Here is a 25,172-nt window from a genome sequence, read left to right as displayed (position 1 = left end):
GATCCGCAGGAGGCTTTTGCAGGTTATCGGCCGCAAGGTCGATAGGTTGAGCGGGTTTTAAAAATGACTGATGAGTCGATTCATTCGCAGCGGGACGCGTAGTTGCAAGCCTGATCCCACAGATTGCGCTGCTGTCTGATAATTTCTGCGCCTGATTTAGCGTCTCGCCAACAAGTTGGCTTCTGTCAAAAAAGGGGCTTCACCGGATCAAGTGGGTGTTATGAGTTTTGGAGACGTTCCGGGTATAAATCCAAACCACCAAAATGAAAGTAAATGGCATTGCGAAAACGCTCCCGATTTCGAAACCCGCAAGAGCGTTGCTTGAGCCGTTGAATGCGTGCGTTCATGCTTTCTGCATGGCCGTTATGCAGGTTCAACACGATGGCGTTGACGATGCCCCACAGTCGTCGCTTGATCGTTTTGGCGACTTTCCACATCGGTGGCAGCCCACTGTTCAAGGCCCATTCCAGCCAGTGGTTCCACTGTTGTTCGACCTCATCCCGATCCTTACCTCGCCACAACTGCATGGCCAGATCCTTGATCGCCCAAGCTTTGGCTGTACGCAACGAACCCTCTCGCAACGACTCGAAGGTTGCCTGTTGCCGCTCGGTCATGTTTTCGGCCCGCTTAAGCCAGACGTATTTCGTGTTCTTGAGCACCGTGGAGCCTGCCTTTAGCAACTCGCGGTTCTCCATATGACGCACCCTGTCCAGCGCCTCACTCAACAGCTTGGCCACATGAAACTTGTCGAACGCTATTTTGTGCATGGCATCCGGAATATGACGTTGGGTCGCGCTGATGAAGGCGGGCCACATGTCCATCGAAACGCCTGTAATTGCTTGCTTCTGGTCACTATTGAGCTTCGTATAAAACGCTTCCAGGCTCTGGGTGAGGTTGCCGTCTTCCACATGCAAGACCTGACCCGTTGCGGGGTCGGTCACCACGGTGACGTACTCGCGACGCTTTTGAAACGAAGTCTCGTCCACGCATATCTGGGTCGGTGATAACGGTTTTCGACGCGCCAATCCGCGTCTGACGGCGCGAGCCATGATCCGGTCAATGCTGCCCCAGCTCGTCTGGAGTTGACGCGAGACCGCCTGAATACTGGCTTCCTGGATCCAGTTGATCACCAATGCTTCAAACATCAAGGTGAAACCTGAACCAGCGTCTGCCCACGGGACCTCGACAGTCACCACGCCATGCTCGGCGCAATGAACTCTGGGCACCTCAGCCTCTAGAATGGTCACGAACTGACACGTATCAAGATGCCGCCAACGACGTTTGCGTTTGTCATAACGCGAAGCGTGCAGGCCACATTGCGGACAGGTGAACGCAGCAGCATCAGATACTCCAACGCCGACAACGACTTGCCCCAACGCACGGTCAAGGTTAACTGCGACCACTTTCCACGGAGCCTGGAGCCCAAGAATTTGGGCATATAAATCAATATCTCTCATGGGGAGGAGAATAGATTACCCACTCAAAACGGTGAAGCCCCTCAAAAAAGGGGCTTCACCGGATCAAGTGGGTGTTATGAGTTTTGGAGACGTTCCGGGTATAAATCCAAACCACCAAAATGAAAGTAAATGGCATTGCGAAAACGCTCCCGATTTCGAAACCCGCAAGAGCGTTGCTTGAGCCGTTGAATGCGTGCGTTCATGCTTTCTGCATGACCGTTATGCAGGTTCAACACGATGGCGTTGACGATGCCCCACAGTCGTCGCTTGATCGTTTTGGCGACTTTCCACATCGGTGGCAGCCCACTGTTCAAGGCCCATTCCAGCCAGTGGTTCCACTGTTGTTCGACCTCATCCCGATCCTTACCTCGCCACAACTGCATGGCCAGATCCTTGATCGCCCACGCTTTGGCTGTACGCAACGAACCCTCTCGCAACGACTCGAAGGTTGCCTGTTGTCGCTCAGTCATGTTCTCAGCCCGCTTGAGCCAGACGTATTTCGTGTTCTTGAGCACCGTGGAGCCGGCCTTTAGCAACTCGCGGTTCTCCATATGACGCACTCTGTCCAACGCCTCACTCAACAGCTTGGCCACATGGAACTTGTCGAACGCTATTTTGTGCATGGCATCCGGAATATGACGCTGGGTCGCGCTGATAAAGGCGGGCCACATATCCATCGAAACGCCCGTAATAGCTTGCTTCTGGTCGCTATTGAGCTTCGTATAAAACGCTTCCAGGCTCTGGGTGAGATTGCCGTCTTCCACATGCAAGACCTGACCCGTTGCGGGGTCGGTCACCACGGTGACGTACTCGCGACGCTTTTGAAACGAAGTCTCGTCCACACATATCTGGGTCGGTGATAACGGTTTTCGACGCGCCAATCCGCGTCTGACGGCGCGAGCCATGATCCGGTCAATGCTGCCCCAGCTTGTCTGGAAACATCAAGGTGAAACCTGAACCAGCGTCTGCCCACGGGACCTCGACAGTCACCACGCCATGCTCGGCGCAATGAACTCTGGGCACCTCAGCCTCTAGAATGGTCACGAACTGACACGTATCAAGATGCCGCCAACGACGTTTGCGTTTGTCATAACGCGAAGCGTGCAGGCCACATTGCGGACAGGTGAACGCAGCAGCATCAGATACTCCAACGCCGACAACGACTTGCCCCAACGCACGGTCAAGGTTAACTGCGACCACTTTCCACGGTGCCTGGAGCCCAAGAATTTGGGCATATAAATCAATATCTCTCATGGGGAGGAGAATAGATTACCCACTCAAAACGGTGAAGCCCCTCAAAAAACCTGTAAGTGATTGAAATATATGAAGTGAATATTTTTAAATTTGTAGGAGCTGACTTGTCTGCGATCGGCTGCGAAGCAGTCGCAAAATGGCTGGACACGATATCGCTGGAAGGTCCTGCGGCCCTTATCGCAGACAAGTCAGCTCCTACGCCCTCCGGGCAGAATCGAGCCCCAGTTTGCTGCGCGACAGCGCGGCGTCGAAGACGCGGCGGGATCTCCCACAGGATTGCGGTGTGTCAGACATACCTCGCCGCATGGCCTTCGCAGACAAGTCAGCTCCTACGCCCTCCGGGCAGAATCGAGCCCCAGTTTGCTGCGCAACAGCGCGGCGTCGAAGACGGGGCGGGCCCTCCTACCGATAATCGCATTCCACTGAGCCAACGTGTTGGCGAAGGGCCTTTTCAGCTACGACGCAATCAACTGCCGCAGCACGTAGTGCAGAATCCCGCCCGCCTTGAAGTACTCGACTTCATTGAGGGTATCGATCCGGCACAGCACATCAAGGGTCTCCTGGCTGCCGTCTTTACGGGTGATGTTCAGTTTCAGCGTCATTCCCGGCTGCAGTTCGGCGTGGGTGAGGCCGGTGATGTCGATTTTTTCGCTGCCGGTCAGCTTCAGGGTCTTGCGGTTCTGACCACCCTTGAACTGCAGCGGCAACACGCCCATGCCCACCAGATTGGAGCGGTGAATCCGCTCGAAACTTTCGGCGATCACCGCTTTGACCCCCAGCAGGTTGGTGCCCTTGGCGGCCCAGTCACGGCTTGAACCAGTGCCGTATTCCTGACCGGCGATCACCACCAGGGGCGTGCCTTCTTTTTGATAACGCATGGCGGCATCGTAAATCGCCAACTTCGTGCCGCTCGGTACATGAAGGGTGTTACCGCCTTCTTCACCCCCGAGCATTTCGTTGCGGATGCGGATGTTGGCGAAGGTGCCACGCATCATCACCTCATGGTTGCCGCGACGCGAGCCATAGGAGTTGAAGTCCCGTGGCTCTACGCCTTTTTCGCTCAGGTAATGGCCCGCCGGGCTGTCGACCTTGATATTGCCGGCGGGGGAGATGTGGTCGGTGGTCACCGAGTCGCCCAATAACGCCAGGATGTGGGCGCCAGATACATTCTCGACCACAGGCGGAGGGCCGCCTATGCCGTCAAAAAATGGCGGGTGCTTGATGTAGGTGGAGTCGTCCTGCCAGACATAGGTCGCCGCCTGCGGCACTTCAATGGCTTGCCATTGCGCGTCACCGGCGAATACCTCGGCGTACTCTTTATGGAACATGCTGGTGTTGACGCTTTCCACCGACTCGGCGATTTCCTTCTGGCTTGGCCAGATATCGCGCAAGTACACCGGCTTGCCGTCCGCGCCTTCACCCAGCGGTTCGCTGCTGATATCGATGCGCACGGTGCCGGCCAAGGCGTAAGCCACTACCAGCGGCGGCGAGGCCAGCCAGTTGGTCTTGACCAGTGGATGCACGCGGCCTTCGAAGTTGCGGTTGCCGGACAGCACTGACGCGACGGTCAGGTCCGATTGTTGAATGGCTTTTTCAATCGGCGCCTGCAGCGGTCCCGAGTTACCGATACAGGTGGTGCAGCCGTAACCCACCAGATCAAAGCCCAGCGCGTCGAGGTACTGGGTCAGGCCGGCGGCTTTGTAGTAGTCAGTGACCACTTTCGAGCCGGGTGCCAGTGAACTCTTGACCCAGGGTTTGCGTTTCAACCCGCGCTCGACCGCCTTTTTCGCCACCAGCCCGGCGGCCATCATCACGCTAGGGTTGGAGGTGTTGGTGCAGGAGGTGATCGCGGCGATCACCACGGCGCCGTTTTTCAGGCGATAGGTCTGGCCTTCGTACTCGTAGTCCGCTTCGCCGATCAGGTCCGCGTTGCCCACGGCGACACCGCCGCCGCCTTCGCTTTCCAGACGACTTTCTTCCTTGCTGGAGGGTTTGAATTGCTGGCCCAGGAAATCGCTGAATGCCTGAGCGACATTCGGCAGCGAGACGCGATCCTGCGGGCGTTTCGGTCCGGCGAGGCTAGCTTCGACGCTGCTCATGTTCAGTTCCAGGCTGTCGGTGAACACCGGTTCCTGACCGGCCAGGCGCCACAACCCCTGGGCTTTGCAGTAGGCCTCCACCAGTTTCACGGTCTCGGCCGGGCGCCCGGACAGGCGCAGGTAATCCAGGGTTACGTCGTCAACCGGGAAGAAGCCGCAGGTGGCGCCATATTCCGGGGCCATGTTGGCGATGGTGGCGCGGTCCGCCAGTGGCAGGTCCGCCAGTCCGTCGCCATAAAACTCGACGAATTTGCCGACCACGCCTTTTTTGCGCAGCATTTGCGTGACGGTCAGCACCAGATCGGTGGCGGTGATGCCTTCCTTGAGTTTGCCGCTCAGCTTGAAGCCGATCACTTCAGGAATCAGCATCGACACCGGTTGGCCGAGCATCGCGGCTTCCGCCTCGATCCCGCCGACGCCCCAGCCGAGTACGCCCAGGCCGTTGATCATGGTGGTGTGGGAGTCGGTGCCGACCAGGGTGTCTGGGAAGGCGTAGGTGCGACCATCTTCCTCCTTGGTCCAGACCGTGCGCCCCAGGTATTCGAGGTTGACCTGGTGACAGATCCCGGTGCCCGGCGGCACCACGCTGAAGTTGTCGAAGGCGCTCTGGCCCCAGCGCAGAAAGGCATAGCGCTCGCCGTTGCGCTGCATTTCGATGTCGACGTTCTGGCTGAATGCGCTGGCATTACCGGATTTGTCGACCATCACCGAGTGGTCGATCACCAGGTCCACCGGGGACAGTGGGTTGATGCGCTGTGGGTCGCCGCCCGCTTTGGCGACGGCCGCGCGCATGGCGGCCAGATCGACCACCGCAGGCACACCGGTAAAGTCTTGCATCAGCACCCGCGCCGGGCGGTATTGAATTTCGCGGTCCGAGCGTCGCTGGGTGAGCCACGCGGCCATGGCCTTGAGGTCGGTGCCGGTGACGGTCTTGTTGTCTTCCCAGCGCAGCAGGTTCTCCAGCAGCACCTTGAGCGACATTGGCAGCTTGTTCAGGTCGCCCAGTGATTTGGCGGCTTCCGGCAGGCTGAAGTAGTGGTAGGTCTTATTGTCGATTTCTAATGTTTTGAGGCTTTTCAGGCTATCGAGGGAGGGCATGAAATAACTCCTTGGCGAGTCCGCACGGCACGGACCAGGGAATCGAACAGAGTCTTAAACTAGCTCTGATTGGTGAATCTGGCGAATGACATGAGTATTACTGGACCGCCGAGCGGAGCCAGTGGTTCCTGATTCCGTTATCATGCGCCGGTTTTAAGCCTTGGGGCTGACCCCAAGCGCCGCGCAGCGGCTGAATGTCTCGCCGCTGCCCAGGAGAAATGAATGAACACCCTGTTTATGCACTGCCGGCCTGGCTTCGAAGGCGAAGTCTGTTCTGAAATCGCCGAGCACGCAGCTCGTCTGAACGTGGCGGGTTACGCCAAAGCCAAAACCAATGCCGCCTGTGCCGAGTTCGTCTGCACCGAAGAGGATGGCGCCGAGCGCTTGATGCACGGGCAGCGCTTTGCTCAGTTGATTTTCCCTCGGCAATGGGCGCGCGGGGTTTTTCTCGATTTGCCGGAAACTGACCGTATCAGCGTGATCCTGGCTCAGCTCGCAGGTTTCCCGACCTGCGGCAGTCTGTGGCTGGAAGTGGTCGATACCAACGACGGCAAAGAGTTGTCGAACTTCTGTCGCAAATTCGAAGCACCGTTGCGCAAGGCGTTGACCCAGGCCGGCAAGTTGGTGGAGGACGCAAACAAACCGCGTCTGCTGCTGACTTTTAAAAGCGGGCGCGAAGTGTTTCTCGGGCTGGCTGAAGCCGATAATTCGGCCATGTGGCCCATGGGCATTCCCCGCTTGAAGTTCCCCCGCGAGGCGCCAAGCCGTTCGACCTTGAAGCTGGAAGAGGCCTGGCACCACTTCATCCCCCGCGATCAATGGGATGAGCGCTTGTCTGGCGAGATGACCGGGGTCGATCTCGGTGCTGCGCCGGGTGGCTGGACTTACCAGTTGGTCAAACGCGGCATGCTGGTGACCGCCATCGACAACGGTCCCATGGCCGAAAGCTTGATGGACACCGGACTGGTGCAGCACTTGATGGCCGACGGTTTTACCTACAAACCGCGTCAGCCGGTGGACTGGATGGTCTGCGATATCGTCGAAAAGCCCGCACGCAACGCTGCGTTGCTGGAAACCTGGCTGGGCGAAGGGTTGTGTCGCGAGGCGGTGGTCAACCTGAAGTTGCCGATGAAACAGCGTTATGCCGAAGTGCGTCGTCTGTTGCTGCGCATCGAAGAAGGCTTTATCGACCGGGGGATCAAGGTCAGCATCGGCTGCAAGCAGCTGTATCACGATCGCGAAGAAGTGACCTGCCATCTGCGGCGGCTGGATGCCAAGCGGCGTTGAACCCGTAAAACGGTGCTGACTTCTTCGCAGGCAAGCCTGCTCCCACAGGCATTTGGACCTGTGGGAGCAGGCTTGCCTGCGAATGGCGTACGATCAAACTCAAATGCAGGCTTCAACTTATCCACCGCTTTGAGCGACAATGCCCGCCAGTTTTTGGAGTGTCTTATGTCTGAACTCATCGATACCTTGCCTGTTGACGCCATCCTCGACGCCAGCGGCCTTAACTGCCCTGAACCGGTGATGATGTTGCACCAGAAGGTTCGGGACCTGCATGCGGGCGGTTTGCTCAAGGTCATTGCCACGGATCCTTCGACCCGTCGCGATATCCCCAAGTTTTGCGTGTTCCTTGGGCATGAACTGGTCGAACAGCAGGCAGACGGTGGTACTTACCTGTACTGGATTCGCAAAAAGCTCGATTGACCCGGTCTACTAATGTAGGAGCGGGGGGACGCCTAGTTCTTGCCCGCGATCCGTTTGATACGGTGTGTCACACCGCTATCGCAGGCAAGCCAGCTCCTATTAAACAGCCTATAACTCGTTGAAAAACAAAGAATAAAAATTATGCAATTTTCAGCCAAACGCTGATCCCTGTAGGAGCTGACTTGTCTGCGATCGGTCCGGGGTCGCGTCCGACCGAAGCAGTCGCAAAATGGCTGGACACGATATCGCTGGAAGGTCCTTCGTGTCGGACGCGACCCCGGCCTTTCGCAGACAAGTCAGCTCCTACGCCCTCCGGGCAGAATCGAGCCCCAGTTTGCTGCGCGACAGCGCGGCGTCGAAGACGGGGCGGGATCTCCTACAAATATCGGTCGGCCGCTAGGCTTGTGAACTGACCCGAATTCGCCTGCGCGCGCTGCGGGTCAAGCGAATCGAGAGCATCAGTGCCGCGCTGGTCAGGCCGACGATCAGCCCTTGCCACAGCCCGGCGGGTCCGTTGGCGGGGCCGAGCAGGTCGGTCAGACCGAGGGCATAACCGACCGGTAAACCAATGCCCCAGTAGGCGAACAAGGTCAGGATCATCGTCACGCGCGTATCCTGATAACCGCGCAGGGCGCCGGCAGCGGTGACCTGGATCGCATCTGAAAACTGGAACAATGCCGCAAACACGATCAGCGAAGCGGCCATCTTGATCACCGCCGGGTCAGTGGTATAGATAGTCGCGATGTGTTCACGCAGCAGCATCATCAGACTGGCCGAAAAGCACGCATACGCCAAGGCTGTCGCCATCCCGACCCCCGCAGTAAAACGCGCTTCCCGTGGTGCATTGCGCCCCAGTGCCTGACCGACGCGCACGGTCACGGCCATGCCCAGCGAGAAGGGGATCATGAACACCAGCGAGCTGAAATTCAGGGCGATTTGATGTCCGGCCACCACGTTGGAGCCGAGGCTGCCGATCAGCAGGGCAATCACCGCAAAGATGCTCGACTCGGCGAACACGGCAATGCCGATGGGCAGGCCAATATTGATCAGACGCTTGATCACCGCCCATTGCGGCCACTCGAAGTGGCTGAGCACCTCGCTTGCTTTATAAACTGTCGCGCGCCGCACCCAACCGGTCATGCCCAGCAAAATCGCCCACATCACGATGGCGGTGGCCCAACCGCAGCCGACGCCGCCCATGGCCGGCATGCCGAAATGGCCGTAGATGAAGATGTAATTGAGCGGAATATTCAGCGCCAGACCACACAAACCCAGCACCATGCTCGGCCGGGTACGGCCCAGACCGTCGCTGAAGCAGCGCAGCACATAGAACAGCGCCGTGGCCGGCAGGCCGCAGGCAATCCCGCGCAGGTATTGCATGCAGGGCTCGATCAACACCGGGTCGACCTTCATCAGGTGCAGTACGGGTTCGGCGTTCAACAGCAAGGTGGCCGCGATCAGCCCGACAGCCAGTGCCAGCCACAATGCCTGACGCACCAACGTGCCGATTTCCGAGGTCTGTCCGGCGCCATAGCGTTGCGCGACTTTGGGCGTGGTCGCCAGCAGAATCCCGGTCATTAACAGGTAAATCGGCACCCAGATCGAGTTGCCCAGCGCCACGGCTGCCAGGTCCCGTGGGCCGACACTGCCAGCCATCACTGCGTCGACAAAACCCATGGCGGTGTAGGCCAACTGCCCGATCATGATCGGCAGCGCCAACGCCAGCAGGGTGCGCAGTTCGAGGCGCACGCGTGCAGGGCGGGTCAGGGCGGTTGAAAGCGTTGTTGCAAAATTCACAGTAAGTCCAAAAGCGGGCGCAGAAAGCCGACTATTCTACGCTCTTGACACAAGAGTCAGGAATCGAAGTTGTGCAAGTGGTTGATCCCATGCACGATGGCTGGCTCAGTCAGAGGCTTGCGCCTACACTGCCGCCGAGCCCATGGAGCCCCATCATGCGAATTGTTGCTGACGAAAATATACCGCTGCTCGATGCTTTTTTTGCCCATTTCGGTGAAATCCGCCGTCTGCCTGGACGCTCCATCGACCGCGCCGCCGTGGCGGATGCCGATGTGTTGCTGGTGCGCTCGGTGACCCGGGTCGATCGGAAGCTGCTCGACGGCAGCCCGGTGCGTTTCGTCGGGACGTGCACCATTGGTACCGATCACCTGGATCTGGATTACTTTCAGCAGACCGGTATTCAATGGTCCAGCGCCCCCGGCTGCAATGCGCGTGGGGTGGTGGATTACGTGTTGGGCAGCCTGCTGACACTGGCGGAGATCGAAGGGGTTGATCTGGCTCAGCGTACCTATGGCGTGGTCGGCGCTGGTGAGGTCGGTGGGCGGCTGGTCAAGGTGTTGCGCGGGTTGGGCTGGAACGTGCTGGTCTGTGATCCGCCACGGCAGGCGGCGCAAGGCGGTGATTTCGTCAGCCTGGACGTGATTCTGCAACAGTGCGATGTCATCAGCCTGCACACACCGCTGAGCAAGACCGGTGACCAGCCGACCTGGCATCTGTTCGACGACTCGCGCTTGCGGCAGCTAAAACGTGGCAGTTGGTTGATCAACGCCAGCCGCGGCGCAGTGGTGGACAATGCCGCGTTGCATGGCGTGCTGCTGGATCGCGAAGACCTGCAAGCGGTGCTCGACGTGTGGGAAGGCGAGCCGCAAGTGAATGTGCCGCTGGCGGAGTTGTGCGTGATTGCCACACCGCATATTGCCGGCTACAGCCTGGATGGCAGGCAGCGCGGCACGGCGCAAATCTATCAGGCGTTGTGTGCGTATCTCGATCAGCCGCCGCAGATCAGTCTCGCCGACTTGCTGCCCAAGCCCTGGCTGGCTGAAGTCAGTCTCGATGCGCAAACCGATCCGACCTGGGCACTGAACATGCTGTGTCGCGGCGTGTACGACCCGCGTCGGGATGACGCGGATTTCCGTCGCAGTCTGGTCGGCGACACCGCCAGCCAGCGCCTGGCCTTCGATGCTCTGCGCAAGCATTACCCGCCACGTCGTGAGATCGAAGGGTTGGCGGTGCGTATCCAGGGTGAGTCGGCGGCGTTGCGGCAACTGGTCCTCGCATTAGGCGCCGCAGTGATCTGAATACAAGCCTGCTCTCAGCAAACAATGCATAACTAGCTGAAGTAAAGAGATTATTTTGTAGGAGCGGGCTTGCCCGCGATGGACCGCGAAGCGGTCCCAAAAATGCTGGGCACAGTTCTACTGCCAGAATCGAGTTCGCTGATTTTGCGACTGCTCCGCAGCCGATCGCGGGCAAGCCCGCTCCTACACTTGACCCAGGTTGCTGCGCGACAGCGCAGCGTCGAAGGCGCGGCGAGGCCTCCCACGGTTGGTGCTGCGCTTAAAAGAAAAAACCCGGCATCAAGGCCGGGTTCGAAAGATTCTGTGCAGCATCAATCTTGTTTTTCGGGTTTGACCCAGTTTTTATCGCATTCCTGACACGCGCTCTGAACCATCTCTTCAGTGATCAGAGTCTCGCGTCCGTCCTTGTCGAGAATGGCGCCACCGACAGGTAAGGCCGGGGTGGTTCGAACGACCTCTACGTGATTGGTGCTGTTTTGCAAGCTCATGGCCTGGCTCCTCATCAGGTTGTGCGCTTAAAGGTAATCCCGCTTGATGACCGCGCTGTGACATCCCCTCAGCGCCATCCAAACGGCAACCCAAGTCCACCAGAAACGTTGCAAAACCGCCAGCAGAACGTTAGACCAATACTCTCTAACACTCATTCAGTGCGGTCATATCAAAGCTGTCTAAGACTTATAGCCATCGTTCATTTCGCCTGGTGTAACGTTAACGGGCGATTCGGCCGTGTCAGAGGTGTAGGCTCTCTGGCTCAAGTCTTTCCCGGCAGGCAGGTCACCTTCATGGTTTCAGTGTTTTCCAGTCGTCAGCGCCAGGCCGTTCGTCTGGCCTTGCGTTTTATCGCGCCTTATCGCTGGCAGTCGTTAGGTGCTTTGCTGGCCTTGATCATTACCGCAGGTATCACCTTGTCCATGGGGCAGGGCATTCGCTTGATGGTGGACCAGGGGTTCATGACCCAGTCGCCGCAGCTGCTCAACCGCTCGATCGGCTTGTTCCTGATATTGGTGGTCGGACTCGCCATGGGCACCTTTGCGCGGTTTTATCTGGTGTCGTGGATTGGCGAGCGGGTGGTCGCCGATATTCGCAAGCAGGTGTTCAACCATTTGATCAACCTGCATCCGGGCTTTTATGAAAACAACCGCAGCTCGGAAATCCAGTCGCGGCTGACCGCTGACACCACGTTATTGCAGTCGGTGATCGGTTCGTCGTTATCGCTGTTCTTGCGCAACCTGCTGATGGTCATCGGCGGTATTGTCTTGCTGTTTTTCACCAACCCCAAGCTCACCAGCATCGTGGTCGTGGCCTTGCCGTTGGTGGTCGCGCCGATTCTGATTTTCGGTCGTCGGGTGCGCAGCCTGTCGCGCCTTAGCCAGGACCGGATTGCCGATATTGGCAGTTATGTCGCCGAGGCCTTGGGCCAGATCAAAACCGTGCAGGCCTACAACCACCAGCAACAGGACAAACAACGCTTTGCGGTGACCGCCGAAGAGGCGTTCGACACCGCCCGCAAACGTATTTTGCAGCGCTCATGGCTGATCACCCTGGTCATCGTGCTGGTACTCGGTGCCGTGGGGGTGATGCTCTGGGTGGGCGGCATGGACGTGATCGCCGGGCGTATTTCCGCAGGGGAACTGGCGGCATTCGTGTTCTATAGCCTGATCGTCGGCAGCGCCTTCGGCACCCTGAGCGAAGTCATTGGCGAGTTGCAGCGCGCGGCCGGCGCGGCAGAACGGATTGGCGAACTGCTTCAGGCCCCCAGCGAAATCGAGCCTCCGGTCAGTGATTTGCTGCGCCTGCCTGAGCGGGTCAGTGGGCGCCTGACCCTGGAAGACGTGAGTTTTGCGTACCCGTCACGGCCTGAACGTAACGCCATCGACGGTTTTAGCCTGAACATCGAAGCCGGTGAAACCCTGGCGCTGGTCGGGCCTTCCGGTGCGGGCAAGTCGACATTATTCGATCTGCTGCTGCGCTTTTACGACCCGCAGCAGGGGCGCGTTCTGGTGGAAGGGCTGCCGATTACCCAGCTTGATCCGCTGGACCTGCGGCGCTGTTTCGCCATGGTTTCGCAGTCGCCAGCGCTGTTTTTTGGCAGCGTCGAAGAGAACATCCGCTACGGAAATCCCGACGCGACCATCGAGCAAGTCGAGGCTGCGGCACGGATCGCCCATGCCCATGAGTTCATTTTGCAGATGCCTGACGGCTATCAGACCCATCTGGGTGATGGCGGCCTTGGGTTGTCCGGTGGTCAACGTCAGCGTCTGGCAATTGCCCGGGCGTTATTGGTCGATGCGCCGATACTGTTGCTGGATGAGGCGACCAGCGCGCTGGATGCCCAGAGCGAACACCTGATTCAACAGGCCCTGCCGAGCTTGATGAAAGGCCGCACAACGCTGGTGATCGCCCATCGCCTGGCCACGGTGCAGAACGCCGACCGGATTGCCGTGATCGATCAGGGACGTTTGATTGCAGTGGGCACCCATCAACAACTGATCGCCAGCAACCCGCTGTATGCGCGGCTGGCGGCGTTGCAGTTCAATATGCATCAGGGAGAGGTGGTTTAGGGGGGCTTCTTCGCAGGCAAGCCTGCTCCCACAGTGTGGGAGCAGGCTTGCCTGCGAAGACGATGCGGAGCATCACTCGATCAGCAGTGACTCAGCGGTACTCACACAGATAAGCAGTATCCACAGCCACTTTCAGTTGGAACTTGCTGTTGGCCGGTACGTTGAACTGGCTGCCCGTGGCAAAGTTTTCCCAGTCGGTGCTGTCCGGCAGTTTGACGCTCAGGGCGCCGGAGATGACGTGCATGATTTCGCGTTGGCTGGTGCCGAATTCGTATTCGCCCTTTGCCATGACGCCGATAGTGGCCTGACCCTCGGCTTGGCCGAAGGCAATCGATTTGACGGTGCCGTCGAAGTATTCGTTGACTTTAAACATGGGCGATTCCTTGAAAAAAGGGCTGAAAAAGGTCGCTCAGTATGCCGAACGTATAAAAGGCCGTCATCCGCTTTAAAAACTGCGTCACGTCGGCAGTATCAGCGGCAGCAGTCGCGCGGTATTGCGCGCATCCACCAGCGCCCGGTGCTGTTGCCCGTTGAATTGCATGCCCGCCAGTTGCAGGGCGCCGTTCAAACCCAGTGGGCGTTGCAGTTGGCGGGCCTCGATGAAGCGCTGTTTGAGGTTAACGTGGGGCAGGGTACTCAAGGCGCTGGTCAGTTGCTGTTGCTGCCATTCCTGCTCCAGCTGCCGCCGATCATATTCACCCCAACTGGCCCAGCCTGCCAGTCGTGGGAGGTGGTGGCTGAGCCAGCGTTCGAACTGCGGCCAGACGGTGGTCAAGGGCGCGGCGTTGTCGATATTGGCCTGAGTGATATGCGTCAGCTCACGGCAAAAATTGGTCAATAGCGGCCGGCGCAAAGGCCGTACGAATCGTTCGAAGTGATCCAGTTCGCGGCCGTCCTGATTGACCAGGGTTACACCGATCTCGATGATCTCCATCTCGGCCAATGGCCAGCCGCCTTCCTCTGTTGTGGCTTCCAGATCAATCACCAGCCAGTGCGGCATATCAAACTCCGATTAAACAGCGGTAAGGTGAATTGAGGGTAGACACAATCAACCTGATACGTCCAATGGTGCAACCTCCAGCAATACCTATTGCTTTGCGTACCACCCGAGCGCTTGCCTGGTAAACCGCACAGGCATAAATTGCGCGCGCTATCTGCCTATTTCCAAGAGGAATCTCACCGTGGACGAGCAAAAAGCCCTGAGGGTGATGCGCGAGTTGGTGGACGGTGGACACATCACCGATCCTGACAGCGCCCGCGGCAAGCTGTTGCAGGTGGCTGCTCACTTGTTTCGCCACAAAGGCTACGAACGCACCACGGTGCGGGACTTGGCCGGCGCGGTGGGGATTCAGTCCGGGAGTATTTTTCATCACTTCAAAAGCAAGGACGAAATCCTGCGTTCGGTGATGGAGGAAACCATCCGCTACAACACGGCATTGATGTACGCAGCGCTCGTTGACGCCGACAGTGTGCGCGAGCGGGTATTGGCGCTTATTCGCTGTGAGCTGCAATCGATCATGGGTGGCAGCGGCGAGGCCATGGCGGTGCTGGTCTACGAGTGGCGGTCGCTGTCGGCAGAGGGGCAGCTTCAGGTGCTGGCCTTGCGCGATATCTACGAGCAGTTGTGGTTGCAGGTGCTGGGAGAGGCGAAAGAGGCGGGCTACATCAAGGGCGATGTGTTCATCACGCGACGCTTTTTGACGGGCGCCTTATCATGGACCACCACCTGGTTCCGCGACCAAGGCAGCATGACCCCGGACCAATTGGCGGACGAAGCGTTGATGATGGTTTTAAAAGAAATTTGAAACCGGCTAATTAGTACGAATTGACATCGTTTTGACATTGTCTAACGGATCGAAAACGCATAGCTTAGCGGGATCCAGTTATGCAGAGGTGTGCTGTCTTGATGTCTTCGCCTTTACGGACGGCTTCCCGAATTTTGCTGTTGGTTTCCTGCACGTTTTGGGCGTGCCAGGCCAGTGCTGCGCAGGTGGTTCGCGTTGGCGCTGCGCACTTTCCGCCGTACACCATCCGCCCGGAAAAAGGCGAAGACACCGGCTTACTGCCGCAGTTGGTCGAGGCCTTGAATGCCGTGCAAAGCGACTTTCAGTTTTTGCTCGTACCGACCTCCATTCCGCGTCGCTTTCGTGATTTCCAGCAGGGCCGGATCGACATGGCGATCTTCGAAAACCCGGACTGGGGCTGGAAGGACATCCCGCATGTCAACGTCGACATGGGCCTTGAAGACGCCGAAATTTTCGTCGCCCAGCGCGCCGAGGGCCGCACTCAAGCGTATTTCGATGACCTGCAAGGCAAGCGCCTGGCCTTGTTCAGCGGTTATCACTATGAGTTTGCCAACTTCAATGCCGACCCTAAATACCTGGCCGAGCACTACAACGCCACGCTGACCTACTCCCATGACTCCAACCTGCTGATGATATTGCGCGGGCGAGCCGACATTGCCTTGGTCACGCGCTCGTACCTGAGCGATTTCATGGCACGCAACCGTGAGGAGGCCAGTCAGTTGTTGGTGTCCGAGCGCATCGATCAGATTTATCGGCATTTCGCCTTGCTGAGTCCACAGGCGGCCATCACGGGCGAGCAGTTCAGTCAGTTGCTGCAGAAGCTTCGTGATAACGGGCAGATGTTCAAGATCTTCCAGCCGTATCGAATTGCGATCACGCCGATACAGACTCGTCGTGCGGTGGCAGCGGACGGGACGGATCAGGCAGGGTTTTGAGGTCTGCCTTGGTTCAACGATCCTTCGCCTCTTTGGCATCCATTTCTGCGTTGCGCTCATGGACGCGTTTGAGTTGCTCCTCGGTCAAGTCCACCTTTGTCGCGGTATCGCGCAACATCAACAGACCGCCGACGATCGAGCCAATTGCAACGACCAGAATTAACCAGGCATACCAGGGCATGGGGCTCTCCTTGTAGTGATACCACTTCAGACTGTGTGAAAACTACTGCGCTCGGCAATACTGCGTTAAAAACAGGCTCGGAATGCTCATTTACAACCCGTAGACTCCGCTTCCTCGCCTGTTTTTGCCTTGTCTTGCCTTCGCTCGCTACGTTTTCACACAGTCTGATTTAGAGCAATCTGCATTGCCAGTGGTTCAATTCTAGGCGCCCTGTGCCCTGTTTGTTAGCGATATGTTCTTTGTTAATAACTTATGAGCCGGTCAACATTGCATCTGCCGGCGCATCGGCACGCAGCTTCCCGGTGAGCAGGAAGTAGATGAAGCCTACAACCATGAAGCCAAGGAAGATCAAGCCGATCAGCGCGTTGAACCAGGCCATCGCCACCAGGCACACCACTGCCAGAAACAGGGCGATACCGGGCACGATGGGGTAGCCGGGCGCGCGGAAGGTGCGTTCCAGCAGCGGTTCGGTTTTGCGCAGTTTGAACAGGCTGAGCATGCTGATGATGTACATCACGATGGCGCCGAACACCGACATGGTGATCATGGCCGCCGTCAGGGTCATGCCTTGCAGATTGACCAGACTGTCGCTGTAGATCGCCGCGATGCCGATCACACCGCCGGCCAGGATGGCCCGGTGCGGTGTCTGGAAACGCGAAAGCTTGGCCAGGCTTTTTGGCAGGTAACCGGCGCGAGCCAGGGCGAAGAACTGCCGCGAGTAGCCGAGAATGATGCCGTGGAAGCTCGCCACCAGACCGAACAGCCCGATCCACACCAGCATGTGCATCCAGCTGGAGTTAGTGCCGACCACGGCTTTCATCGCCTGTGGCAGCGGATCGTTGATGTTCGACAGTTGCCGCCAGTCGCCCACCCCGCCGGCCATCACCATCACACCGATCGCCAGAACCACCAGGGTCAGAATGCCGCTGACGTAGGCTTTAGGGATGGTGCGTTTCGGGTCTTTGGCTTCTTCAGCAGCCATGGCTGCGCCTTCGATGGCGAGGAAGAACCAGATGGCAAACGGGATGGCGGCGAAGATTCCGGGCACCGAGGCGATGCTGAAGGTTTCGGCGCCGGACCAGCCGTTCAGTGCGAAGTTACTGAAGCTGAAGCCGGGCGCGACCACACCCATGAACACCAGCAACTCGATGACCGCCAGCACGGTCACCACCAGTTCGAAGGTGGCCGCGATGCTGACGCCGAGGATATTCAGGCCCATGAACACGAAATAGGCGGCCACCGCCGCATGCCTCGGATCCAGCTCCGGGAACTGAACGTTGAGGTACGCGCCGATGGCCATGGCAATGGCAGGGGGCGCGAAGACGAACTCGATCAGTGTGGCGATCCCGGCGATCAAGCCGGCCTTTTCACCAAATGCCCGTCGACTATAGGCAAAAGGCCCGCCGGCGTGAGGAATGGCGGTGGTCAGCTCGGTAAAACTGAAGATGAAACAGGTGTACATCGTCGCCACGATCAACGTGGTGATCAGGAAGCCCAGCGTACCCGCCGCGCCCCAGCCGTAACTCCAGCCGAAGTATTCGCCGGAAATCACCAAGCCAACCGCGATACCCCATAAGTGCAGCGTGCCCAATGTGGGCTTGAGTTGCGTATTCATTTGCCTTCTCCCTAAACCCATAAGAACCAACGGACTGGCGATTGCAGCGGTCATGCCAGTGCTGCCGGGGCAGGTCGTAAAGGCCGGAAAGATGTCGTGCAGAGGATGTTTGTCGTTGCTTGGGGCGGATATGCGGGTGGATTTGGTGCGCAGACTGCTCGGGGTGGGTGCAATACGCTACGATCATGTCTGAGATCAATTACCGATCACCGGGTCCCGATATTCGACCGGTTCGGCTACAATGCGCGCCGATTTCGACTTGCCTGAGAGCCTCCCCATGTCCGTCTGCCAGACTCCTATCATCGTCGCCCTGGATTTCCCCACCCGTGAAGCCGCGTTGAAACTGGCCGATCAGTTGGACCCGAAGCTGTGCCGGGTCAAAGTCGGTAAGGAATTGTTCACCAGCTGTGCCGCGGACATCGTCGGAACCTTGCGTGACAAGGGCTTCGAGGTGTTTCTCGATCTGAAATTCCACGACATTCCCAACACCACGGCGATGGCTGTGAAGGCGGCGGCGGAAATGGGCGTGTGGATGGTCAACGTCCATTGCTCCGGTGGCTTGCGCATGATGGCCGCTTGCCGTGAAGTACTCGACCAGCGCAGCGGCCCCAAGCCCTTGCTGATCGGCGTCACTGTACTGACCAGCATGGAACGTGAGGACCTGGCGGGTATCGGCCTGGACATCGAACCGCAGGTACAGGTACTGCGTCTGGCAGCCCTGGCCGAAAAAGCCGGTATGGACGGTTTGGTCTGCTCAGCGCTGGAAGCCCCGGCCCTGAAGGCAGCCCATCCATCCCTGCAACTGGTCACGCCCGGCATCCGCCCGGCAGGCAGCGCCCAGGACGACCAACGTCGCATCCTGACCCCGCGTCAGGCGCTGGAGGCCGGTTCCGATTATCTGGTCATCGGCCGCCCAATCAGCCAGGCCGCCGACCCGGCAAAAGCGCTGGCAGCGGTGGTGGCTGAGTTGGTGTAAATCTTCTTCGCCTGAAAAATTGTTTTCGCCAATGAATTCGCTCCCACAGGGTTTGTGACCCTCCAAAGATCACCAAGCGAATTCATTCGCGAAGGCGTCAGCCCTGACGCCGACGCTGCTGGATCAAACCTTCAACACCAGCTTCCCAAAATTCTCGCCATTGAACAGTTTCATCAGGGTTTCAGGGAAGGTCTCCAGACCCTCGACGACATCTTCCTTGCTTTTGAGTTGGCCTGTGGCCAGCCAGCCGGCCATTTCCTGACCCGCTGCGGCAAATTTCGGGGCGTGGTCCATGACCACGAAACCTTCCATCCGCGCGCGGTTGACCAGCAGCGACATGTAGTTGGCCGGGCCTTTGATCGCGTCCTTGTTGTTGTACTGGCTGATGGCGCCGCAGATGATCACCCTGGCTTTGGGTGCCAACCGGGAAAGAACGGCATCAAGGATATCGCCGCCGACGTTGTCGAAATACACGTCGACGCCTTTCGGACATTCGCGTTTGAGGCCGGCGTGGACGTCTTCACTCTTGTAATCGATGGCGCCGTCGAACCCCAACTCATCGATCAGCAGTTGGCATTTTTCCTTGCCGCCCGCGATACCGACCACGCGGCAGCCCTTGATTTTGGCGATTTGCCCGGCAACGCTGCCTACCGCACCCGCCGCCCCGGAAATCACCACGGTCTCGCCGCTTTTCGGCGCGCCGATATCCAACAGGGCGAAGTAAGCGGTCATGCCGGTCATGCCCAGTGCTGACAGATAGCGCGGCAGCGGCGCCAGCTCAGGATCGATCTTGTAGAAGCCCGTTGGCGTACCCAGGAAATAGTCCTGCACACCCACTGCGCCTTGCACGTAATCGCCCACGGCAAATGTCGGGTCCTGCGAGGCGATCACTTTGCCCACGCCCAAGGCACGCATCACATCACCCAGCTTGACGGGCGCGATGTAGGATTTGCCCTCGTTCATCCAGCCGCGCATGGCCGGGTCCAGTGATAGGTATTGGTTCTTGACCAGGATTTGACCCGCCGCTACTTCGCCGACAGGCACTTGCTGGAAGATGAAGTCATCTCGGCTCGCCGCGCCGGTCGGGCGTTTGGCGAGCAGGAATTGGCGATTGGTCTGGGCGGTCATGGCAGGTACTCATCAATGAGAAGAAGCCTACGTGATAGCCCTTGACCGGCGTTCCGGCAAGTTTTGTCCGTCTGGCGAATGCAGGCTGATCCATCGGAATGATGAACCTCCCACCGGCTTAATCACTCGCACGCATAAGCCCATAACCGGGCCTCTGATAGTGCTGACGCGCGCCCTCGGGCACTGGCTAGACTGCTGCACTATTCAACCGTCAGAGGACAATGACATGAGCATGACTTTTTCCGGCCAGGTGGCGATGGTCACAGGCGCTGCGGCAGGCATCGGTCGCGCGACCGCTCTGGCGTTCGCCAACGAAGGCCTGAAAGTGGTGGTGGCGGACCTCGACAGCGAGGGCGGCGAAGGTACGGTGGAATTGATTCGTGCCGCAGGCGGTGACGCGGTGTTCGTGCGCTGCAATGTCACTAAAGACGCTGAAGTCCAGCACTTGATGCAGCAAGCGATCAGCACCTACGGCCGTCTCGACTATGCCTTCAACAACGCTGGCATCGAGATCGAGAAGGGCCGGTTGCCCGAGGGCAGCGAAGCCGAGTTCGATGCGATCATGGGCGTCAACGTCAAAGGTGTCTGGTTGTGCATGAAGTACCAATTGCCGTTGATGCTGGCGCAGGGTGGCGGTGCCATCGTCAACACCGCATCAGTGGCCGGCCTTGGCGCAGCGCCTAAGATGAGCATCTACAGCGCCTCGAAACATGCGGTGATCGGCCTCACCAAATCCGCCGCTATCGAATATGCGAAAAAGAAAATCCGCGTCAACGCTGTCTGCCCGGCAGTGATCGATACCGACATGTACCGCCGCGCGTATGAGGCCGACCCGAAAAAAGCCGAATTCGTTGCCGTCATGCACCCGGTTGGACGCATCGGCACCGTCAATGAAATCGCCAGCGCCGTGCTTTACCTGTGCAGCGATGGCGCCAGCTTCACCACCGGCCACTCGCTGGCCGTGGACGGCGGCGTAACGGCAATGTGATGCTATTCGCAGGCAAGCCTGCTCCCACAAAAGGCGTGATCCTCTGTGGGAGCAGGCTTGCCTGCGAAGCTTTTGATATTGCCCGCGAAGATAAAACCCTCCCGGACTATGATGGTGGCGAAGCAGGGCTCCAGGCCTGCCTGCTGTCTCCCCATAATAAAAACTGTCCAGAGAACCCGTTATGGATCGCCTGCTGTGTATCGAAGCGTTTGTTCGCGTTGCCGAAACCGGTAACTTTGCGAAGGCGGCTCTTCAGTTAAGTGTCACCCGCTCGGTAATCACCCATCGAATTCAGCAACTGGAGCAGTTCATCAATGCCCCGTTGTTCCATCGAAGCACCCGCCATGTAAGACTTTCGGACGTCGGCGAAACCTATTTCAAAGAATGCGTGGACATGGTCGCCAGTTTCAACTCGTTGACCGAACACATGCGCGAGTTGCGCGCCAAACCGACCGGCAAGTTGCGCATTCAGATGCTGCCGGGGTTCGCCATCGGTCATTTCGGCATTCTGCTGGGGGAATTCAACCGGTTATACCCGGACATCGAGGTCGATATTATCGTCAACGATCGAGTGGTGGATCCGATTGAAGAGGGCTTTGACGTGGCCTTTCAGATGTTCCCGCCGCTGGCCGAAACCCTGATCGAACGCAAACTGTTCAGCGTCCGACGATTGTTCTGCCTGTCCCCCGATTACGCCGCCGAGTTCGGCGTGCCGCAGCATCCGGACGAATTGCTCAACCACAAAATCGCCTTGTATCAGGGTTATCCGTCGCGCAATCGCTGGATTTTCAATAATGGCGGCGAGCAGTTGGAGTTGAGTCTGCCGGGGCAGATTCGATCCAACTCCGTGCATTTACTGCGTGACTACGCGGTGTCTGGTGTGGGGATTGTTTGCCTGCCGACGCTGGTGGCGTCTGACGATTTGCTCGCCGGCAAACTGATTCCGGTCCTCACCGATTTCCCGCTGTCGTCGTTCAACTTCTCGGCGGTGTTCCCGGCCACCCAGCGGCGGGCGTTGAAGGTTCGCAGCCTGATCGACTTCCTCAGCGAACGCATCGGCGAGATTCCCGCGTGGGATGAGCCGTTGCTGGAGCGCGGTTGGGTGGTTTGAGGGGACTGATTTGTTTTTCGCGCTCTTTGAAAAACCAATCTGTCCCCGGCCTCAACACTGGGGACAGATTGATTTTCGATGAAGCGCTGAAAATAAAATCAGTCCCCTGCGCACCCTTTGTTCTGAATTCACAAACACTGTAATCGCCGAGAATGGAATTGTTGGTGCAGGGGCAGGCTTGTAGCCTCCCTTACGCCGAACACGACGATCCAATCAGGATTGCGTGGGGTCCAGGCCAGGACCCGTCAAGTCATACCTTGCTTTCGGACTTTGCCCTTTCGGGGGTGTGGCTCGCAAATAACAATAAGGAAGGCAGGTATGAATCTCCGTGCATGGGCATGTGCAGCAACCCTGTTCGCCCCCATTTTGGGTGGCAACATGTTATTCCCTTCGGTGGCTTCGGCTGCGGATGATCCCCTCGGTTCGTTGGCCCGCAGCGTATTCGGCGACAGCCTGGAGCGCGACCACGGGATCAAGATCTATGGCTGGGCCCAGGCCGGTCTGATCTACAACGACAACAGCAGCCACGACGTCAGCAAACAATCGTTCTTCAACACCGAAGAAGGTTTCAATCTCAATCAATTCGCCCTGGCCGTGGAAAAAGCGCCCAAGAGCAACGTGATTGGACGGGTAGGGCCGTTCCCCGGTCCGATGCCGCAGGAAGCCGATTGGGGCTTCAACGTGACCACGGTGTATGGCAAGGACGCGCGCTTCTTCAAGACCTACGGTTGGGATGAAGACCTCAGCATCAACCGCCACAAGGACCCCGAAGCCAAAGCCTTCACCGTCGCTCAGGCGTACCTGGATTTCTATTTTCCGGTGCTCGGCGGCTCCGACCTGATGATCGGGATTTTCCACACGCCGCTGGAAAACGAGATCGGCTTTGCCTTGCCGTCGCCGGCACCGACCGACTTCTACTCGCACACCTATTCCTTCATGCACGGCCCGGCCAAGCACGCGGGGGTGCTGTATTCCTTCAAGCTGCCGTCGGCGCCGGGGGAAAGCATGCTCGGCTTCGAGCTGGGCCTGGTGCAAGGCTGGAACAACCTGGAAAACCCCAACCACGACCCGCACCTGATCGCCAACGTGCGTTGGCGTTCGGCGGACTTCGGGACCTGGGTCGACTGGGAAAACATCGTCGGCAACGGCGCCGGCGACAGCATCGCCGATTGCGCCTGCGGGACGCCGATTGCTGCCGCCGGGACCAAGCAGGATCACGACAAAGTCTACTCGTCGTACCTGACCATCTCCCATGTGCTCGACCCTAATAATCGGGTGGCGCTGGAGATGAACTACGGCAAGCAGGACAACGGCGCCTTCGCCGCATTCGCCAACAAGACCGATGCGACCTGGTACGGCGCGGACTTCAACCTGTACCACCGGCTCACTGAAAAGTTGATGTGGAACAGCCGCGCCGAGTGGTTCTACACCGATGCGCCGGCCCATGTGTTGATGGCGAACATCGACTCCAGCACCGGGATTCCCGATCCGACCTGGGGCAGTTTCTACGCCGTGACCACCAACCTGGCCTGGTCACCGAAACCCAACGTGCGCCTGCGTCCCGAGTTGCGTTACGACATCCATAGCGGCCCCGGTCGCGATGCCTACGCCGACGGCGAGAAAGACAAACAACTGGTTGCCTCGTTCGACGTCAGTTTCTTTTTCTAAGCGATCAATGCACTTCCCGCTGTAGGTAATCCCCACTGTGGGAGCGAATTCATTCGCGAATGCGGTGGGTCAGGCACTGATGCTGCTGGATGTGCCGGCCCCTTCGCGAATGAATTCGCTCCCACAGGATTGCGGTGTATCAGGCAGGCCGCGCTCATTTTTTGGAGTTACACCCATGACAGATAACAACGACAAAACACTGTTCACCACCGGCTTTTCCCGCCGTGATTTCCTGCGCACCACCGGTGTTGCCGCCGGCGGGGCGATGCTGGCCAGCCTGCCGTTTGCCCCGGCGTTCGGTAAGGAACGGGTGATCAAGCTCGGTTACGTCAGCCCGCAGACCGGGCCCTTGGCGCTGTTCGCGGCCGCTGACAACTACATCATCGAATCGCTGCAAAGCGTGCTCAAACATTCGATCACCATCGGCGGCACGGCGTATCGACTGGAGGTGATCGTCAAGGACAGCCAGTCCAACCCCAACCGTGCAGCGGAGGTGGCGAGCGAGCTGATTCTGTCCGATCAGGTGGACTTGATGCTGGTGTCCTCGACGCCGGAAACCACCAACCCGGTCTCGGACCAATGCGAAATCAACGAGGTGCCGTGTATCTCCACCGTCGCACCGTGGCAGCCGTGGTTCTTCACCCGTGGCGGCAAACCGGATCAAGGTTTCGAGTGGACGTACCATTTCTTCTGGGGCCTGGAAGACGTCATCGGCACTTACACCTCGATGTGGGGCGCGATGCAGACCAACAAAGTGGTCGGCGGTCTGTTTCCCAACGACGGCGACGGCAACGCCTGGGGCGATCCGAAGCTCGGCTTCCCGCCAGTGCTGGCGCAGAAGGGCTTCAAACTGGTCGATCCGGGGCGTTTCCAAAGCCTGACCGATGACTTCTCGGCGCAGATCGCCGCGTTCAAAAAGGCCGAGGCGGAGATCGTCACCGGCGTGGTGATTCCGCCCGACCTGACCACCTTCTGGACCCAAGCCCGGCAGCAAGGCTTCAAGCCCAAAGCAGTGTCGGTGGGCAAGGCGCTGCTGTTCCCGACGGCAGTGGAAGCGCTGGGCAAGGCTGGGCACAACCTGTCGACCGAGATCTGGTGGAGCCCGACGCACCCGTTCAATTCGTCGTTGACCGGCGACAGCGCCGGCCAGTTGGCCAAAGGTTTCACCCAGGCCACCGGCAAGCAATGGACTCAGCCGCTGGGCTTCGTCCACGCGTTGTTCGAGTTGGCGATAGACATCCTCAAACGCACCGAAGAAATCGGCAACTCGCACGCAGTCCGTGATGCGCTGCTGAAAACCAACCTGAACACCGTCGTCGGCCCGATCAACTGGAACCACGGCCCAGTCAAGAACGTCGCCAAGACTCCGCTGGTCAGCGGCCAATGGCGCCTGGGCAACAACGGCAAGTACGACCTGGTGATCACCAGCAACGCCACCGCGCCGCAGATTCCGTTGGGTGGCGAGATGCAGGCCATTACGTATTGATCGCATAT

Annotated in this window: 22 protein-coding genes; 11 read left to right on the top strand and 11 right to left on the bottom strand. The window is 58.6% G+C overall.

Going from position 1 to position 25,172, the window contains the following annotated elements; genetic code table 11:
• Positions 1-218 precede the first annotated feature (218 nt).
• The 4 genes from AC1MEE_RS16085 to acnA all read right to left on the bottom strand — a co-directional run bounded on the left by AC1MEE_RS16085 (position 219) and on the right by acnA (position 5,908).
• A complete protein-coding gene (locus AC1MEE_RS16085) occupies positions 219-1,457 on the bottom strand; it encodes an ISL3 family transposase (protein WP_480410596.1) in 1,239 nt (412 codons plus the stop codon).
• A gap of 74 nt (positions 1,458-1,531) precedes the next feature.
• Positions 1,532-2,362: an ISL3 family transposase gene (locus AC1MEE_RS16080; RefSeq protein WP_480410595.1), complete on the bottom strand. Its 831-nt coding sequence runs from the start codon at positions 2,360-2,362 to the stop codon at positions 1,532-1,534.
• Between the two features lie 7 nt (positions 2,363-2,369).
• Entirely contained in the window at positions 2,370-2,711 is a 342-nt protein-coding gene (locus AC1MEE_RS16075) for a transposase family protein (RefSeq protein ID WP_480410594.1), read from the bottom strand.
• A 455-nt stretch (positions 2,712-3,166) separates the two neighbouring features.
• Complete coding sequence (acnA, locus tag AC1MEE_RS16070; protein ID WP_480410593.1) at positions 3,167-5,908, bottom strand: aconitate hydratase AcnA; 2,742 nt, start codon at positions 5,906-5,908, stop codon at positions 3,167-3,169.
• 222 nt (positions 5,909-6,130) lie between these two features.
• Here acnA and rlmM point away from each other — a divergent pair, with 222 nt between their 5' ends.
• Entirely contained in the window at positions 6,131-7,195 is a 1,065-nt protein-coding gene (rlmM, locus tag AC1MEE_RS16065; protein ID WP_480410592.1) for a 23S rRNA (cytidine(2498)-2'-O)-methyltransferase RlmM, read from the top strand.
• A 165-nt stretch (positions 7,196-7,360) separates the two neighbouring features.
• On the top strand, positions 7,361-7,615 hold the full coding sequence (gene tusA / locus AC1MEE_RS16060; protein WP_480410591.1) for a sulfurtransferase TusA: 255 nt from the start codon (positions 7,361-7,363) through the stop codon (positions 7,613-7,615).
• A 396-nt stretch (positions 7,616-8,011) separates the two neighbouring features.
• Here the strand turns inward: tusA and AC1MEE_RS16055 are convergent, their stop codons facing one another.
• On the bottom strand, positions 8,012-9,412 hold the full coding sequence (locus tag AC1MEE_RS16055; protein ID WP_480410590.1) for an MATE family efflux transporter: 1,401 nt from the start codon (positions 9,410-9,412) through the stop codon (positions 8,012-8,014).
• Between the two features lie 155 nt (positions 9,413-9,567).
• Here AC1MEE_RS16055 and pdxB point away from each other — a divergent pair, with 155 nt between their 5' ends.
• Positions 9,568-10,710 (top strand): 4-phosphoerythronate dehydrogenase PdxB, encoded by a 1,143-nt coding sequence (gene pdxB / locus AC1MEE_RS16050; protein WP_480410589.1) that lies wholly within the window; start codon positions 9,568-9,570, stop codon positions 10,708-10,710.
• 311 nt (positions 10,711-11,021) lie between these two features.
• Here pdxB and AC1MEE_RS16045 read toward each other — a convergent pair whose 3' ends face one another.
• Positions 11,022-11,198, bottom strand: a complete 177-nt coding sequence (locus AC1MEE_RS16045) for a PA1571 family protein (protein ID WP_480410588.1) — start codon at positions 11,196-11,198, stop codon at positions 11,022-11,024.
• A 294-nt stretch (positions 11,199-11,492) separates the two neighbouring features.
• Between AC1MEE_RS16045 and AC1MEE_RS16040 the strand changes: the two genes are divergently transcribed.
• Positions 11,493-13,271 (top strand): ABC transporter transmembrane domain-containing protein, encoded by a 1,779-nt coding sequence (locus AC1MEE_RS16040; protein ID WP_480410587.1) that lies wholly within the window; start codon positions 11,493-11,495, stop codon positions 13,269-13,271.
• Positions 13,272-13,362: 91 nt separating this feature from the next.
• Here AC1MEE_RS16040 and ppnP read toward each other — a convergent pair whose 3' ends face one another.
• On the bottom strand, positions 13,363-13,644 hold the full coding sequence (gene ppnP, locus AC1MEE_RS16035; RefSeq protein WP_480410586.1) for a pyrimidine/purine nucleoside phosphorylase: 282 nt from the start codon (positions 13,642-13,644) through the stop codon (positions 13,363-13,365).
• A gap of 84 nt (positions 13,645-13,728) precedes the next feature.
• Positions 13,729-14,271 (bottom strand): 3'-5' exonuclease, encoded by a 543-nt coding sequence (locus AC1MEE_RS16030; protein ID WP_480410585.1) that lies wholly within the window; start codon positions 14,269-14,271, stop codon positions 13,729-13,731.
• 181 nt (positions 14,272-14,452) lie between these two features.
• Here AC1MEE_RS16030 and AC1MEE_RS16025 point away from each other — a divergent pair, with 181 nt between their 5' ends.
• Entirely contained in the window at positions 14,453-15,076 is a 624-nt protein-coding gene (locus AC1MEE_RS16025; protein WP_480410584.1) for a TetR/AcrR family transcriptional regulator, read from the top strand.
• Between the two features lie 101 nt (positions 15,077-15,177).
• Positions 15,178-16,011: a substrate-binding periplasmic protein gene (locus AC1MEE_RS16020; protein WP_480410583.1), complete on the top strand. Its 834-nt coding sequence runs from the start codon at positions 15,178-15,180 to the stop codon at positions 16,009-16,011.
• A 13-nt stretch (positions 16,012-16,024) separates the two neighbouring features.
• Here the strand turns inward: AC1MEE_RS16020 and AC1MEE_RS16015 are convergent, their stop codons facing one another.
• Positions 16,025-16,192 carry a DUF2897 family protein gene (locus AC1MEE_RS16015; protein ID WP_480410582.1) on the bottom strand — a complete coding sequence of 56 codons (168 nt, stop codon included), beginning with the start codon at positions 16,190-16,192 and terminating at the stop codon, positions 16,025-16,027.
• A 250-nt stretch (positions 16,193-16,442) separates the two neighbouring features.
• Positions 16,443-17,807, bottom strand: coding sequence for an ethanolamine permease (gene eat / locus AC1MEE_RS16010; protein ID WP_480410581.1), 1,365 nt, complete (start codon positions 17,805-17,807; stop codon positions 16,443-16,445).
• Positions 17,808-18,084: 277 nt separating this feature from the next.
• Between eat and pyrF the strand changes: the two genes are divergently transcribed.
• Positions 18,085-18,783: an orotidine-5'-phosphate decarboxylase gene (gene pyrF / locus AC1MEE_RS16005; protein ID WP_480410580.1), complete on the top strand. Its 699-nt coding sequence runs from the start codon at positions 18,085-18,087 to the stop codon at positions 18,781-18,783.
• A gap of 123 nt (positions 18,784-18,906) precedes the next feature.
• On the opposite strand, the gene AC1MEE_RS16000 is transcribed toward pyrF, so the two are convergent.
• The gene (locus AC1MEE_RS16000) at positions 18,907-19,911 is read right to left on the bottom strand and encodes an NADP-dependent oxidoreductase (RefSeq protein WP_480410579.1); all 1,005 of its coding nucleotides are present in this window, start codon (positions 19,909-19,911) and stop codon (positions 18,907-18,909) included.
• 226 nt (positions 19,912-20,137) lie between these two features.
• Between AC1MEE_RS16000 and AC1MEE_RS15995 the strand changes: the two genes are divergently transcribed.
• The 4 genes from AC1MEE_RS15995 to AC1MEE_RS15980 all read left to right on the top strand — a co-directional run bounded on the left by AC1MEE_RS15995 (position 20,138) and on the right by AC1MEE_RS15980 (position 25,164).
• Positions 20,138-20,899 carry an SDR family oxidoreductase gene (locus AC1MEE_RS15995; protein WP_480410578.1) on the top strand — a complete coding sequence of 254 codons (762 nt, stop codon included), beginning with the start codon at positions 20,138-20,140 and terminating at the stop codon, positions 20,897-20,899.
• 181 nt (positions 20,900-21,080) lie between these two features.
• Entirely contained in the window at positions 21,081-22,010 is a 930-nt protein-coding gene (locus tag AC1MEE_RS15990) for a LysR family transcriptional regulator (protein WP_480410577.1), read from the top strand.
• A gap of 318 nt (positions 22,011-22,328) precedes the next feature.
• Positions 22,329-23,678, top strand: coding sequence for an outer membrane beta-barrel protein (locus AC1MEE_RS15985; protein WP_480410576.1), 1,350 nt, complete (start codon positions 22,329-22,331; stop codon positions 23,676-23,678).
• Between the two features lie 175 nt (positions 23,679-23,853).
• Positions 23,854-25,164: an ABC transporter substrate-binding protein gene (locus tag AC1MEE_RS15980; protein ID WP_480410575.1), complete on the top strand. Its 1,311-nt coding sequence runs from the start codon at positions 23,854-23,856 to the stop codon at positions 25,162-25,164.
• The last annotated feature ends 8 nt before the right edge of the window (positions 25,165-25,172 follow it).

The organism is Pseudomonas sp. ASL3 (assembly GCF_056680425.1).
Note: the sequence above shows the minus strand (reverse complement) of the source record. Positions and strands in the feature narration are given on the sequence as shown.